This window comes from Stutzerimonas chloritidismutans (genome assembly GCF_020783375.1).
Lineage (GTDB): Bacteria > Pseudomonadota > Gammaproteobacteria > Pseudomonadales > Pseudomonadaceae > Stutzerimonas > Stutzerimonas kunmingensis.
In genome coordinates this window covers 3,230,375-3,243,545 of record NZ_CP086067.1, presented here as the reverse complement: position 1 = coordinate 3,243,545, position 13,171 = coordinate 3,230,375, and the positions used below count along the sequence as shown (strand labels likewise).

Sequence of the window (13,171 nt, the reverse complement as noted above, 5' to 3'; positions counted from 1 at the left end):
CATGCGCGTATTACCGCTGTATGTGGTGATGGGGGGCTGGCTATCGATGCCGGCCCTTGCTGCTGATGCCGGGTCCTGGATGGAGCGACTTGCGGCGGCAGAGCAGAAACAGAGTTATACCGGTACGTTCGTCTACGAACGCAATGGCAGCTTTTCCAGTCATGCCGTTTGGCAGCAAGTCGAAGAAGGTCAAGTGCAGGAGCGATTGCTTCAGCTTGACGGAGCTCCGGCTGAAGTTCTGCTGGTAAATGGTCAGATGCAATGCGCTACCGATGACCTCGCGGCGCAAGTGCGTGAAGCGCAAGCCTGGCACGGGCAGCGTCTCGATCCGAAAGCACTCTCCGAGTGGTACGAATTCCGTGAGATCGGGGATTCACGAGTTGCTGGCCGCCCCGCCGTGGCGCTGGCTGTCGTGCCGAAGGACCAGCACCGTTACGGCTTCGAACTGCATCTCGACCAAGATACCGCATTGCCCCTCAAGTCGCTGATGCTGAACGAGAAAGGGCAGCTGCTCGAGCGTTTCCAATTCACCCAGTTCACGGCTGGCAGTTTATCTGCCGAGCAACTGAAGCCCGGCGCTGATTGCAATCCAGTGACCGTGAACCGGCGCGAGGCGAATCCAACATCACCCTGGCGCTCCGACTGGTTGCCTTCCGGCTTCACGCTTCTGGACGCCAACGAACGACCTAGTCCCGCCTCTTCCGAAACTGTTTCCTGGTTGTCCTACGGTGATGGCCTGGCGAAGTTTTCCGTGTTTCTGGAGCCGCTGCGCGGCGCCTTGGTTGAGGACGCGCGAAGCCAGATGGGGCCTACCGTCGCGGTCTCTAAGCGCATCAGTACTGCGGATGGCGATGTCATGGTGACCGTGGTGGGCGAGATTCCACTTGGTACGGCTGAGCGGGTTGCCCTGTCCATGCGAGCCAGTTCGGAACAGGCACAACGATGATCGAAGAGCCTGGGCGGGTAGTCGCGCTGGATGTCGGCGCTGTATGGGTCGAGACTCGGCGCAAGACTACCTGCTCTGGCTGTTCCGCGAAGAGTGGCTGTGGCCAAGGCTTGATGGATACCCTCGGTGTTCGCGAACAGCGCGGCCTCATCAGAGCGCTCTGCGATCTCCACCTGCAAGTCGGTGACGGTGTCGTTGTGGGCATCCGCGAGGACGTGTTGCTGCGCGGTGCCGTCCTTGTCTATCTTCTCCCTCTTATCGTACTGATGGCGGCCGCTTCGCTGGCCGCTCAGCTGTCGACGCGTGAGCCGATCGTTATTCTGGCAGGTCTCGGGGGCTTCTTCATTTCCTGGCTATTCGTGCGTATGCGAAGCCGCCGTACCGCAGCTGACCCGAATCTGCAGCCAGTGGTTTTGCGCGCCATGCTCGCGGGGCCTGCGAGTCCCTGAGCTTCCTTGTTTTGTCAGTGGGGAGACTTGTAGTCATGTTCAATCGAAACAGCTGCTTCGCCTTCGTGGCGGGCCTGGCATTGCTGGGCCATGCTGTCGTTGCCCAGGCGGAATTGCCTGATTTCACGCCGCTGGTCGAAAGTGCCTCGCCAGCGGTAGTCAATATCAGCACCAAGCAGAAGGTGCAGAGCCGCGGTGCGACTGCGCAGATGCCGGAACTCGAAGGGCTGCCGCCGATTTTTCGCGAGTTCTTCGAACACAGCATCCCGCAGATGCCGGGCGCCCCGGGTCGCGGCCAGCAGCGTGAAGCGCAGTCGCTCGGTTCGGGTTTCATCATTTCCGAAGACGGTTATGTCCTGACCAACAATCACGTGGTCGCCGATGCCGACGAAATCATCGTTCGTCTGCCGGATCGAAGCGAGCTGGAAGCCAAGCTTATCGGTGCCGATCCGCGCTCCGACGTGGCGGTGCTGAAGGTCGAGGGCAAGGGACTACCGACCGTCAAGATTGGCCGTTCTGATGAGCTGAAAGCAGGGGAGTGGGTGCTCGCCATTGGCTCGCCGTTTGGTTTCGATCATACGGTGACCGCCGGTATTGTCAGTGCGACTGGCCGCAGCTTGCCCAATGAGAGCTATGTGCCGTTCATTCAGACCGACGTGGCAATCAACCCAGGCAATTCCGGTGGTCCGCTGTTTAACCTCGACGGTGAGGTGATTGGCATCAACTCGCAGATATTCACGCGCTCCGGTGGCTTCATGGGGCTGTCCTTCGCCATTCCGATCGATGTGGCAATGGATGTTGCCAATCAGCTGCGAACCGAAGGCAAGGTGAGTCGGGGCTGGCTTGGCGTGGTGATCCAGGAAGTCAACAAGGACCTGGCTGAGTCCTTTGGTCTTGAGCGTCCAGCGGGCGCCCTGGTGGCTCAGGTTATGGATGGCGGTCCGGCAGCGCGCGGTGGTCTGCGTGTCGGTGATGTGATTCTGAGCCTCAACGACAAGCCGATTGTCATGTCTGCTGATCTGCCTCATCTGGTCGGAGCACTCAAGCCCGGCAGCACCGCACGAATGGAAGTGGTTCGCGACGGTGATCGCAAGATGCTCGACGTCAAGATCGGCGCCATGCCGGAAGAGGGCGAAGCCGTGGCAGCCTCTGGTGGCGGCCAGGAACGCAGCGATAACCGCTTGGGTGTTAAAGTCACTGAGCTGACCGATGAGCAGAAGAAGAGCCTGGATTTACCGGGCGGTGTGGTGATCACTGAGATTCTCAACGGGCCGGCTGCGATGATTGGGCTGCGCCCGGGCGATGTCATCACCCATCTGAATAATCAGGCGATCAATTCGGCGGCAACATTTGCTCGAGTGGCTGAGCAATTGCCGAAGAATCGATCCGTTTCGATGCGAGTTCTGCGTCAGGGGCGTGCGAGTTTCATTACTTTCAAGCTCGCTGAATAAGACGCTGGCTGGTGAATGTGGAAGGGCGGTTATTACCGCCCTTTTTCATTTTCAAGACGTAACAGCACGTCCGTTGCGTTGCTCATCAGCTGCGGATGGCTTGTGCGTGGCACTGCAAGGGTTGATCAGTTACACTTCGCGGCTATTTTCGGCGGGCAATCGGCCCGCGACTATTCCGAGTGTTGAGCTGTGAGTGACCTGAGTCATATCCGCAATTTTTCCATCATCGCCCATATCGATCACGGCAAGTCGACCCTGGCAGACCGTTTTATCCAGATGTGTGGTGGTCTGACCGAGCGTGAAATGGAAGCCCAGGTGCTGGATTCGATGGATCTCGAGCGCGAGCGCGGCATCACCATCAAAGCCCACAGCGTCACGCTTTATTACACCGCGCGCGATGGCAAGACCTACCAGTTGAATTTCATCGATACGCCCGGCCACGTCGACTTCACCTATGAAGTCAGTCGCTCGCTGGCCGCGTGCGAGGGTGCGCTGCTGGTAGTCGATGCTGGCCAGGGCGTCGAGGCGCAATCGGTAGCCAACTGCTACACGGCGATCGAGCAGGGCCTGGAAGTGATGCCGGTGCTGAACAAGATGGACCTGCCACAGGCCGATCCGGACAAGGTCAAGGAAGAGATCGAGCACATCATCGGCATCGATGCGACCGACGCGGTGGCCTGCAGTGCCAAGAGCGGCATGGGCGTGGACGAGGTGCTCGAGCGCCTGGTCGCCGTGATCCCGCCGCCGACCGGCGATGTCGAGGCGCCGTTGCAGGCGTTGATCATCGACTCATGGTTCGACAACTATCTGGGCGTCGTATCGCTGGTACGGGTTCGCCACGGTCGTATCAAGAAGGGCGACAAGGTGCTGGTGAAATCCACCGGCAAGGTTCATCAGGTGGACAGTGTCGGCGTGTTCAACCCCAAGCACACCGCCACGGCAGACCTCAAGGCTGGCGAAGTGGGCTTCATCATCGCCGGCATCAAGGACATTCTCGGCGCTCCGGTGGGCGACACGCTGACACTGTCGAGCACGCCGGACGTGGAGATGTTGCCCGGTTTCAAACGCGTCAAGCCGCAGGTCTATGCCGGTCTGTTCCCGGTCAGTTCGGACGACTTCGAGGATTTTCGCGAAGCGCTGCAGAAGCTGACCCTCAACGATGCCGCGTTGCAATACGAACCGGAAAGCTCCGACGCGTTGGGCTTCGGCTTCCGTATCGGCTTCCTCGGCATGCTGCATATGGAGATCATTCAGGAGCGCCTCGAGCGCGAGTACGACCTGGATCTGATCACCACCGCGCCGACGGTTGTTTACGAGTTGCTGTTGAAGAACGGCGACACCATCTACGTCGACAGCCCTTCGAAGCTGCCCGACATGTCCTCCGTCGAGGACATGCGCGAGCCGATCGTGCGCGCCAACATCCTCGTGCCCCAGGAACACCTGGGCAACGTCATCACGCTGTGCATCGAGAAGCGCGGCGTGCAGCGCGACCTGCAGTTCCTCGGCAGTCAGGTGCAGGTGCGTTACGACCTGCCGATGAGCGAGGTGGTGCTGGACTTCTTCGATCGCTTGAAATCGTGCAGCCGCGGTTACGCCTCGCTGGACTACAGCTTCGAATGCTTCCAGTCGGCTAACCTGACGCGCCTGGATATCCTCATCAACGGCGATAAGGTCGACGCGTTGGCACTGATCGTCCACCGCGACAATGCCCACTACAAGGGCCGCATCCTAGTCGAGAAGATGAAGGAGCTTATCCCGCGTCAGATGTTCGATGTGGCGATTCAGGCGGCCATCGGCGGCCAGATCGTTGCCCGCAGTACGGTCAAGGCCTTGCGCAAGAACGTTCTGGCCAAATGCTACGGCGGCGATGTGAGCCGTAAGCGCAAGCTGCTGGAAAAGCAGAAAGCCGGTAAGAAGCGCATGAAGCAGGTAGGCAACGTCGAAATCCCGCAGGAAGCGTTCCTCGCCGTGCTGAAGGTGGACAGCTGATATGTCGATCAATTTCCCGTTGTTGCTGGTTATCGCCGTGGCTGTCTGCGGCCTGTTGGCGCTGAGCGACCTGTTGTTCTTCGCCCCCCGCCGCCGGGCTGCGATCGCCAACTACGAAGGGCGCACCGGGGAAATCGATCCATCGACCCTTGAGGCGTTGAACAAGGAGCCGGTGCTGATCGAGTACGGCAAGTCGTTCTTCCCGGTGCTGGCCATCGTGCTGGTGCTGCGCTCGTTCCTGGTCGAGCCGTTCCAGATTCCCTCCGGCTCGATGATCCCCACGTTGGAAGTTGGCGATTTCATTCTGGTGAACAAGTTCGCCTATGGCATCCGCCTGCCGGTAGTGGATACCAAGGTGATCGAAGTCAGCGACCCGAAGCGTGGCGACGTCATGGTGTTCCGCTATCCGAATCAACCGAGCATCAACTACATCAAGCGGGTCGTCGGCCTGCCTGGCGACACCGTGCGCTACAGCAGCGATCGTCGGCTGTTCATCAACGATCAGCCGGTTGCCGAGACACTGGTCGGCGAGGAGCCGGGCAGCTTGGGCAGCGCCGTGCTGTATCGGGAAAAGCTGGGCGAGATGGAGCACCTGATTCGCAAGGAAATGGGCCGCTATCGCATCGAGCCGAGCCGTCAGTGGACCGTGCCGGCTGAGCACTACTTCATGATGGGCGATAATCGCGATAACTCGAATGACAGCCGCTATTGGCAGGACGAGTCGATTCCCGCGGAGCTGGCTGGCATGGTCCCGGACCGTAACATCGTCGGCAAGGCGTTCGCCGTCTGGATGAGCTGGCCTGATCCGAAGCTCAGCAATCTGCCGAATTTCTCCCGCGTGGGCCTGATTCACTGAAAGCTGTGAATTGCGGCCGTCGCTGAGCGAACCGGGCTCGCTATATTTGTCCTGCCCCGATCGGTGGGTATCGTAACGACATAGAGGTCGACATGAGTTTTGCGCGTTCGCAAAAAGGGCTGTCCATGCTGAGCTGGATCATGGTCCTGGCAATCGTGGCGTTTGTGGCCAGCACGGGATTTAAAATGTTCCCGCATTACTTCGATTACATGTCCATGGACAAGATCATCCAGTCCGTGGAAACCGACGAAGCGCTTGAGATTCAGAGCGTCGGGGAGTTCTATAGTCATGTCAGCAAGGGGATGCAGGTAAACGGCATCCAGAACATCGACCTGAAGGAAGCGCTGAAGGTCGAGATCCAGAACAACGAATTCAGGGCGCACCTGAAATACGAAAAACGCGAGCCGCTGATCCGCAATCTCGATCTGGTGGCGAACTTCGATAAAGAATATCGCCTAAGGATGCCGTGAGCACTTCGTTAGCCCGTCTCGAGCGCAGGCTCGGTTATCAATTCAAGGATCAGGAGCTGATGCTCCTGGCCCTGACCCATCGTAGCTATGCCGGACGCAACAACGAGCGTCTGGAGTTTCTCGGCGACGCCATTCTCAATTTCGTTGCCGGTGAGGCGCTGTTCAATCATTTTCCGCAAGCCCGTGAGGGGCAGCTGTCGCGTCTGCGCGCCCGTCTGGTCAAGGGCGAGACGCTGGCGGTGCTGGCGCGTGGATTCGAGCTCGGCGAATATTTGCGCCTCGGCTCCGGTGAGCTCAAGAGCGGCGGTTACCGCCGCGAATCTATCCTGGCCGACACCCTCGAAGCGCTGATCGGTGCCATTTATCTGGACGCGGGCATGGATGTTGCTCGCGAGCGGGTCGTCGCCTGGTTGGCCAACGAGCTGCAAGGCCTGACGCTGGTCGATACCAACAAGGACCCGAAGACCCGGCTGCAGGAATTTCTGCAATCGCGTGCCTGTGAGCTGCCGCGTTACGAGGTGGTGGATATTCAAGGCGAACCGCATTGCCGCACCTTCTTCGTCGAATGTCAGGTTGCTTTGCTGAACGAGAAAACCCACGGGCAGGGCGCTAGCCGCCGAATTGCCGAACAGGTTGCCGCTGCAGCCGCATTGATCGCCTTGGGCGTGGAGAACGGACATGACTGACGAACAGCTGCAATCCGAGGACGTCAGCCGTTGCGGTTACGTGGCGATCGTCGGCCGGCCGAACGTCGGCAAGTCGACGCTGCTCAACCACATCCTTGGCCAGAAGCTGGCGATCACCTCGCGCAAGCCGCAGACGACGCGGCATAACATGCTCGGCATCAAGACCGAGGGCAGCGTTCAGGCCGTCTATGTGGACACGCCGGGGCTGCACAAGAATGGCGAGACGGCGCTCAACCGCTACATGAACCGCACTGCTGCCTCGGCATTGAAGGATGTCGACGTGGTGATCTTCGTCGTCGACCGCACCCGCTGGACCGACGAAGACCAGGCCGTGCTCGAGCGGGTGCAGTACGTTACCGGACCGTTGATCGTTGCGGTCAACAAGACCGACCGTGTCGAGGACAAGGCCGAGCTGTTGCCGCATCTGCGCTGGCTGGCCGAGCAGCTGCCGAACGCGGAGATCGTGCCGATTTCGGCGCAGCACGGACAGAACCTGGAAACGCTGGAAAAACTGGTCGCCGATCGTCTGCCCGAGAGTGAGCACTTCTTCCCGGAGGACCAGATCACCGATCGCAGCAGTCGTTTCCTCGCCGCCGAGCTGGTGCGCGAGAAGATCATGCGACAGCTTGGCGCCGAGGTGCCTTACCAGATCACCGTGGAGATCGAGGACTTCAAGCAGGAAGGCCGCGTGTTGCACATCCATGCGCTGATTCTCGTCGAGCGTGACGGGCAGAAGAAGATCATCATCGGCGACAAGGGCGAGCGCATCAAACGTATCGGCCAGGAAGCGCGCAAGGATATGGAAGTGCTGTTCGATTCCAAGGTCATGCTGCACCTGTGGGTCAAGGTGAAGGGTGGCTGGTCCGACGATGAGCGTGCGCTGCATTCGCTGGGTTACCAGTAAGCGCCGACCCGCAATCAATGGTGCGCATCGCGCACCTTCTGGGCTGCCATGCACCAACCTGCGTTCGTTCTGCACAGTCGCCCGTACAAGGAAAGCAGCGCGCTGGTCGACCTGTTCACCCCGCAGGGCCGGCTGAGTGCCGTCATGCGTGCCGCGCGTGGTAAGGCCGGCAGTCTGATCCGCCCCTTCGTATCGCTGGAAGTCGAGCTGCGCGGCAAGTCCGAGCTGAAGACCGTTTCCCGTCTCGAAAGCGCCGGCCCTGCGCACTGGCTCGATGGCCAGGCGCTGTTCAGCGGCATGTACCTCAACGAATTGCTGATTCGCCTGCTGCCTGCCGAAGACGCGCACCCCGCGCTGTTCGATCATTACGTCGCGACACTGCCGGCCCTGGCCGCACATCGGCCGCTGGAGCCGCTGCTGCGTGCCTTCGAATGGCGGCTACTCAGCGAGTTGGGCTATGGTTTTGCCCTCGATGTGGACATCGCTGGTCAGCCGATTGACCCGCAGCGGCTCTATCACCTGCAGCCCGACGCCGGCCTGGAGCCGGTCGCGGGATTTCAGCCGGGGCTGTTCAACGGCGCGGAACTATTGGCCATGGCCGAGGCCGATTGGCAGGTTCCGGGGTCGCTGGCCGCGGCCAAGCGGCTGATGCGCCAGGCCCTGGCTCCCCATCTGGGCGGTCGACCGCTGGTCAGCCGCGAATTGTTCATGAATCTGAAGGAGGCCCCGCGTGACTGAAGCCAATCGAATTCTGCTCGGCGTCAATGTCGACCACGTCGCCACACTGCGTCAGGCCCGCGGCACCCGCTATCCGGACCCGGTCAAGGCTGCGCTGGATGCGGAAGAGGCCGGCGCCGATGGCATCACCGTGCACCTGCGCGAGGATCGCCGGCATATCCAGGAACGCGATGTGCTGATGATGAAGGACGCGCTACAGACGCGGATGAACTTCGAGATGGGGGTCACCGAGGCGATGCTCGCATTCGCCGAGCAGCTGTGTCCGGAGCACGTGTGCCTGGTCCCGGAAACGCGTCAGGAGCTGACTACCGAGGGTGGGCTGGACGTGCTCGGGCAGGAAGCACGCATTCGTGAGGCCGTCGAGCGTCTACGTGGCTGCGGTGCGGAAGTCTCACTGTTCATCGATGCCGACCGGCGGCAGATCGAGGCGGCCGCACGTGTCGGCGCACCGGCTATCGAGTTGCACACCGGGCGCTACGCCGATGGCCACGGCGTTGCCGAGCGGGCCTGCGAGCTCGCGCGCATTCGCGACGGTGTCGAGGCCGGTCTGAGTCACGGCCTGATCGTCAACGCAGGCCATGGCCTGCATTACCACAACGCCGAAGCGATCGCGGCGATCCGAGGCGTCAACGAGCTGAATATCGGCCATGCCATCGTTGCCCATGCGCTGTTCGTCGGCTTCAAGCAGGCGGTCAAGGAAATGAAGCATCTGATCCTGAGTGCGGCGGCGCGGGGCTGAAAGAATCGGGAGTGTTTCAGCCGCGATGACACGCGGCGGGCAGACTCCGATTGGTGAGGTAGCGCCGGGTGTCATCCGCTGGCAAGCCCGGCTCCTACGCTAGTGCGGGGCGCCGTATTCCACCTGCAGAGCCCTCAGCGGCGCAGCAGGTTGATCAGTACGGTCAACACCACGCTGAGGATCACCATTGAGGTGATCGGGATGAACACCCGGCTGCGTTCGGACTGGATGCGGATGTCGCCGGGCAATCGACCGAACCAGTTCAGCAGCCATGGGAAGTAGTGCCAGGCGATGCCGAGCAGTAGCAGCGCAGCGCCCGCCACGATCAACCAGCGTGCCATTTGATCTCCTCGTTTCGCTCCAATCGCTTGGCCGGTCGTGTGCGGTATTCGACAAAGGCGGCGATCACCTGTGCGGCCAGCACCTCAACGGCTTCGCTGCGATTGCTGCCACGGAGCAGCTTGATCTGATACTCGCCCAGTTGTGGCAACCCATACTGCCCATCGAGACGCTGCAGGGGCGGGCGAATCAGGCTTGATGGATAGGGCGCGATGGCGAGATCGGCAATCATCGCGGCCTCCTGTCCCGAAGTCTGTTCGCTGGAGTAGGCCACTCGGTAGCTGCGGCCGATGCGGTCGAGGGCATCCAGTGCCTGTCGCCGCCAGGCGCAATCGGGGCTGGCCAGCGCCAGCGGCAGCGGCGTGCGCAGCGCGGCGACACCACCGGTGCGACCGGCCCAGACCAGCGGTTCGCTATGAATCGGCTCGCCCCGCGAATCGTCCTGGCCGAGGTTGCCGACGGTGACCAGGGCGAGGTCCAGTTCGCCTGCGTCGATGCGCTCGATCATATCGATGCTACGCGCGACCGACACATCCACTTCGACTCCGGGATGGCTGCGGGCGAACAACGCCAGCAGGCCGGGCAGAATGCGCGTCCCGACATCCGCCGGCGTTCCGAAGCGCACGCGACCCTGCAGCGCTGGCTGGAGGAAGTGCGCAATGGCTTCTTCGTTGAGCTTGAGCAGGCGTCGGGCATAGCCGAGCAGCGTCTCGCCTGCCGGTGTCAGGCGCACCTGCCGCGCCTCGCGGACGAACAGGGAGCGCCCAAGAGTCTCTTCCAGACGCTTGATCTGCATGCTGACCGCCGAGGTACTGCGATAGATCTGTCCCGCGGCGCGAGTGAAACTGCCGCTTTCGGCAATAGCAACGAAGGTGCGCAGGACATCGCTTTCCAGCAGGGGCGTCGAAGGGATAGTGGATTGCTCAAGCGGCTCGGACATAAGAGAGGCTTCAGTTTTTCTGAACACAGGCTTTCATATTAGTCGTTTGTTTGAACGACTGATGCCCGCTCATCCTGTAGGCAACCGGTGGCGCCACAGCCCGTGGCCACCGCGAGCGAAGCGGAGGTGAGCATGCCTGGTGAACGACGCGATACGCGTGTACGACAACAATCCGAGCCGCAGTTGCCGGACTTCTACATGCCGGCCATGTGGCCGCTGGATCTGCAGCGCAGCCTGCATGACTGGTTTCGCGCCTGGCGGCAGCGACGCCTGTATCGGCAGTTGTTGAAGCTGGATGATCGGCAGCTGGCGTCGCGCGATCTGGATCGGCGCCGTCTCGGGGAGATGGCTAATACACCATTGCGTCAATTGGTAGCGCAGCGACGCAAGCGCCCCAGCGCTGCCCGGGCCGCTCGTTGAGCGGCCAACCTACTGTCAGGGCTTGCGGGCGAGGAGCACGGCGCGCATGGGGGCCGGCAGGCCTTCGACCGTTTTGCCGTGGTCTTGCGGGTCGAGGAAGTCGGGCAACGACTGGAAGCGCATCCACTCGGTGCTGCGCTGTTCCTCAATGCTGGTCACGCTGACATCCACGCAGCGCACGTCGACAAAGCCGGCGCGGCGCAACCAGCATTCCAGCGCCTTCACCGAGGGCAAGAACCAGACGTTGCGCATCTGCGCATAGCGGTCTTCCGGCACCAGTGCGGTGTTTTCGTCGCCTTCCACCACCAGGGTCTCTAGCACCAGTTCGCCGCCGCGTACCAGGCAGTCCTTGAGGTCGAGCAGGTGGTCGACCGGCGAGCGGCGATGGTAGAGCACGCCCATGGAAAACACCGTCTCGAAGCCTTCGAGCCTACCCGGCAGTTCTTCCAGTGCGAACGGCAGATGCCAGACCGGCAGCTCCTGCAGGTAGCGCTTCATCGCATGGAACTGGCAGAAGAACAGCCAGTTCGGGTCGACCCCGACCACGCTGTCGGCGCCAGCACCGAGCATGCGCCACATGTAGTAGCCGTTGCCGCAACCGACGTCGAGGATGCGTTTGCCGGCCAGATTCAGGTGCGGCGCGACCCGGTCCCACTTCCAGTCCGAGCGCCACTCGGTATCGACATGCACGCCGAACACGTCGAACGGACCCTTGCGCCATGGCGAGAGCCCCATCAGCGCATCTTGGGTGGCCTGGCGCGTGGCGTCGTCACAGGTCGCGTCGAGGCGGAAGCTGTCACGCAGTTCGACCTGCACGGGCGCCAGCGCAGGCAGCGCATCGACGGCACGCCGCCAGCGCGGCAGATCACCGTGACCAACCGCGAGTTTGGTGTCCAGCTGCTGCTGAACGCCGTTGGCCCATGCGGCCAGCGGGGTGCCGGCCAGGCGCCAGGCGAGGGGAGTCAGGTCGAGGTTCATGGCAGGGCGATCAGCGAGGCGAAGTTCAGGCACTGGAACCAGGGCACGACCTTGGAAAAGCCGGCATCCAGTAGCCGTTGGCGATGGGTTTCCAGGCTGTCGGGCTTCATCACGTTTTCGATGGCGCTGCGCTTCTGGGCGATTTCCAGTTCGCTGTAGCCATTGGCGCGCTTGAAGGCGATGTGCAGGTCGGTCAGCAACTGTTGCTCGTCTTCATCCTCGAAGCGCAGTTTTTCCGACAGGATCAGCGCGCCACCGGGCACCAGCGCCTGGCGAATGCGGCTGAGCAGGGCCGGGCGCTGTTCCGGTGCGATGAACTGCAGGGTGAAGTTCAGCGCCACCAGCGAGCTGGGCTGGAACTGCAGAGCCAGGATGTCGCCCTCGATGACGTCGACCGGCAGCAGTTCCTGAAACATCGAGTCCTGCCCGTGGAGGTATTCGCGGCAGCGCTTGACCATTGCCGCGGAGTTATCCACGGCGACGACCTGGCAGTTGTCGGCAGTCACGTGACGACGCAAGGCCTGGGTCACCGCGCCCAGCGAGCAGCCCAGGTCATACAGATGAGTATGCGGCTGTGCGAACTGAGCGGCGATCACGCCGATGTTCTCGACGATGGTCGGGTAACCGGGCACAGAGCGCTTGATCATGTCGGGAAACACCCGCACCACGTCCTCGTTGAAGACGAAGTCCTGAATGCTGGGCAGGGGCTGGGCGAACAGACGGTCGAGATCGTGGCTCACGGTGTCGGGCGGCGTGTGTGAAAACGGGGCGGCATTGTAGCCGAAACCACGCTCGCCGCGGGCTCTGCCCGACTCAGCGCACCTCGATCCGGCAATCGAACATGCCCGCAGGCTCGGCGTCGACCTCCCACGGGCGTTGATAGGTGAGGTACAGCCTGCCGCTGCCTGGCTCCTGTGCCTCGAAGCGCCAGGTCGACAGGCCATCCCCGCCGATCATGTCGCCTTTCGGATTGCTGAACACTTCGGGGCCGAGGCTGTGCAATTGCTCCGCGGCGGCTTCGTGCAGAATCCAGCGATAGCCCGTCGCAGGGTTGCTCGGCAGGCTGACGATGAGTTGCTGGCCGCTCTGCAGTGTTTGCGGGCAGCGGTTGTCGTCGCTGAGCACGACGCTCGAGGGCGTCTTGTCGTTGCTTGCGCAGGCGGTGAGCAGGGCGAAGCTGGCGGGCAGCAACAGACGAGGGATGTCGAAAGGCATGATCGGCACCGGTCGGAATTGAGTTGGGAAGGATAGCCCAAAAGAGCCTGG

Annotated in this window: 16 protein-coding genes; 11 read left to right on the top strand and 5 right to left on the bottom strand. The window is 61.7% G+C overall.

Annotation, left to right across the window (positions count from 1 at the left end; genetic code table 11):
• The first annotated feature begins 1 nt into the window (after window position 1).
• From LLJ08_RS15045 to pdxJ, 10 genes are all read left to right on the top strand, one after another.
• Window positions 2-946 carry a MucB/RseB C-terminal domain-containing protein gene (locus LLJ08_RS15045; protein WP_228207379.1) on the top strand — a complete coding sequence of 315 codons (945 nt, stop codon included), beginning with the start codon at window positions 2-4 and terminating at the stop codon, window positions 944-946.
• Window positions 943-1,395 carry a SoxR reducing system RseC family protein gene (locus tag LLJ08_RS15040; protein WP_014819519.1) on the top strand — a complete coding sequence of 151 codons (453 nt, stop codon included), beginning with the start codon at window positions 943-945 and terminating at the stop codon, window positions 1,393-1,395. The genes LLJ08_RS15045 and LLJ08_RS15040 overlap by 4 nt, the downstream gene beginning before the upstream one ends.
• A 35-nt stretch (window positions 1,396-1,430) precedes the next feature.
• On the top strand, window positions 1,431-2,846 hold the full coding sequence (locus LLJ08_RS15035; protein WP_014819520.1) for a DegQ family serine endoprotease: 1,416 nt from the start codon (window positions 1,431-1,433) through the stop codon (window positions 2,844-2,846).
• Window positions 2,847-3,035: 189 nt separating this feature from the next.
• Window positions 3,036-4,835 carry a translation elongation factor 4 gene (gene lepA, locus LLJ08_RS15030; protein ID WP_003293585.1) on the top strand — a complete coding sequence of 600 codons (1,800 nt, stop codon included), beginning with the start codon at window positions 3,036-3,038 and terminating at the stop codon, window positions 4,833-4,835.
• Window position 4,836: 1 nt separating this feature from the next.
• Entirely contained in the window at window positions 4,837-5,691 is an 855-nt protein-coding gene (gene lepB / locus LLJ08_RS15025) for a signal peptidase I (protein ID WP_003293584.1), read from the top strand.
• A gap of 92 nt (window positions 5,692-5,783) precedes the next feature.
• On the top strand, window positions 5,784-6,161 hold the full coding sequence (locus LLJ08_RS15020; RefSeq protein ID WP_041014721.1) for a DUF4845 domain-containing protein: 378 nt from the start codon (window positions 5,784-5,786) through the stop codon (window positions 6,159-6,161).
• The gene (rnc, locus tag LLJ08_RS15015; RefSeq protein ID WP_003302298.1) at window positions 6,158-6,847 is read left to right on the top strand and encodes a ribonuclease III; all 690 of its coding nucleotides are present in this window, start codon (window positions 6,158-6,160) and stop codon (window positions 6,845-6,847) included. Before LLJ08_RS15020 ends, rnc begins: the two co-directional genes overlap by 4 nt.
• Entirely contained in the window at window positions 6,840-7,751 is a 912-nt protein-coding gene (gene era / locus LLJ08_RS15010; RefSeq protein ID WP_014819523.1) for a GTPase Era, read from the top strand. The genes rnc and era overlap by 8 nt, the downstream gene beginning before the upstream one ends.
• A gap of 48 nt (window positions 7,752-7,799) precedes the next feature.
• Window positions 7,800-8,489 (top strand): DNA repair protein RecO, encoded by a 690-nt coding sequence (gene recO / locus LLJ08_RS15005; protein WP_228207378.1) that lies wholly within the window; start codon window positions 7,800-7,802, stop codon window positions 8,487-8,489.
• Complete coding sequence (gene pdxJ, locus LLJ08_RS15000; RefSeq protein ID WP_228207377.1) at window positions 8,482-9,228, top strand: pyridoxine 5'-phosphate synthase; 747 nt, start codon at window positions 8,482-8,484, stop codon at window positions 9,226-9,228. The genes recO and pdxJ overlap by 8 nt, the downstream gene beginning before the upstream one ends.
• A gap of 134 nt (window positions 9,229-9,362) precedes the next feature.
• Here the strand turns inward: pdxJ and LLJ08_RS14995 are convergent, their stop codons facing one another.
• Both LLJ08_RS14995 and LLJ08_RS14990 read right to left on the bottom strand, forming a co-directional pair.
• Window positions 9,363-9,569: a DUF2905 domain-containing protein gene (locus LLJ08_RS14995; RefSeq protein ID WP_045665404.1), complete on the bottom strand. Its 207-nt coding sequence runs from the start codon at window positions 9,567-9,569 to the stop codon at window positions 9,363-9,365.
• Window positions 9,554-10,507 (bottom strand): LysR substrate-binding domain-containing protein, encoded by a 954-nt coding sequence (locus LLJ08_RS14990; protein WP_228207376.1) that lies wholly within the window; start codon window positions 10,505-10,507, stop codon window positions 9,554-9,556. Before LLJ08_RS14990 ends, LLJ08_RS14995 begins: the two co-directional genes overlap by 16 nt.
• 132 nt (window positions 10,508-10,639) lie before the next feature.
• On the opposite strand from LLJ08_RS14990, the gene LLJ08_RS14985 reads away from it, so the two are divergent.
• A complete protein-coding gene (locus tag LLJ08_RS14985) occupies window positions 10,640-10,927 on the top strand; it encodes a hypothetical protein (protein ID WP_228207375.1) in 288 nt (95 codons plus the stop codon).
• 15 nt (window positions 10,928-10,942) lie between these two features.
• On the opposite strand, the gene cmoB is transcribed toward LLJ08_RS14985, so the two are convergent.
• The 3 genes from cmoB to LLJ08_RS14970 all read right to left on the bottom strand — a co-directional run bounded on the left by cmoB (window position 10,943) and on the right by LLJ08_RS14970 (window position 13,120).
• The gene (gene cmoB, locus LLJ08_RS14980) at window positions 10,943-11,905 is read right to left on the bottom strand and encodes a tRNA 5-methoxyuridine(34)/uridine 5-oxyacetic acid(34) synthase CmoB (RefSeq protein WP_228207374.1); all 963 of its coding nucleotides are present in this window, start codon (window positions 11,903-11,905) and stop codon (window positions 10,943-10,945) included.
• Complete coding sequence (gene cmoA / locus LLJ08_RS14975; protein ID WP_228207373.1) at window positions 11,902-12,645, bottom strand: carboxy-S-adenosyl-L-methionine synthase CmoA; 744 nt, start codon at window positions 12,643-12,645, stop codon at window positions 11,902-11,904. The genes cmoB and cmoA overlap by 4 nt, the downstream gene beginning before the upstream one ends.
• A gap of 73 nt (window positions 12,646-12,718) precedes the next feature.
• The gene (locus tag LLJ08_RS14970; protein WP_041014715.1) at window positions 12,719-13,120 is read right to left on the bottom strand and encodes a protease inhibitor I42 family protein; all 402 of its coding nucleotides are present in this window, start codon (window positions 13,118-13,120) and stop codon (window positions 12,719-12,721) included.
• Between the last annotated feature and the right edge of the window lie 51 nt (window positions 13,121-13,171).

Excerpts from the sequence above, each read along its gene's own strand:
- LLJ08_RS14990 (WP_228207376.1), bottom strand. The coding sequence starts at position 10,507 with ATGTCCGAGCCGCTTGAGCAATCCACTATCCCTTCGACGCCCCTGCTG.
- cmoB (WP_228207374.1), bottom strand. The coding sequence starts at position 11,905 with ATGAACCTCGACCTGACTCCCCTCGCCTGGCGCCTGGCCGGCACCCCG.
- LLJ08_RS15035 (WP_014819520.1), top strand. The coding sequence starts at position 1,431 with ATGTTCAATCGAAACAGCTGCTTCGCCTTCGTGGCGGGCCTGGCATTG.
- LLJ08_RS14970 (WP_041014715.1), bottom strand. The coding sequence starts at position 13,120 with ATGCCTTTCGACATCCCTCGTCTGTTGCTGCCCGCCAGCTTCGCCCTG.
- LLJ08_RS15020 (WP_041014721.1), top strand. The coding sequence starts at position 5,784 with ATGAGTTTTGCGCGTTCGCAAAAAGGGCTGTCCATGCTGAGCTGGATC.
- recO (WP_228207378.1), top strand. The coding sequence starts at position 7,800 with ATGCACCAACCTGCGTTCGTTCTGCACAGTCGCCCGTACAAGGAAAGC.
- lepB (WP_003293584.1), top strand. The coding sequence starts at position 4,837 with ATGTCGATCAATTTCCCGTTGTTGCTGGTTATCGCCGTGGCTGTCTGC.
- LLJ08_RS14995 (WP_045665404.1), bottom strand. The coding sequence starts at position 9,569 with ATGGCACGCTGGTTGATCGTGGCGGGCGCTGCGCTGCTACTGCTCGGC.
- era (WP_014819523.1), top strand. The coding sequence starts at position 6,840 with ATGACTGACGAACAGCTGCAATCCGAGGACGTCAGCCGTTGCGGTTAC.
- LLJ08_RS15040 (WP_014819519.1), top strand. The coding sequence starts at position 943 with ATGATCGAAGAGCCTGGGCGGGTAGTCGCGCTGGATGTCGGCGCTGTA.
- LLJ08_RS15045 (WP_228207379.1), top strand. The coding sequence starts at position 2 with ATGCGCGTATTACCGCTGTATGTGGTGATGGGGGGCTGGCTATCGATG.
- LLJ08_RS14985 (WP_228207375.1), top strand. The coding sequence starts at position 10,640 with ATGCCTGGTGAACGACGCGATACGCGTGTACGACAACAATCCGAGCCG.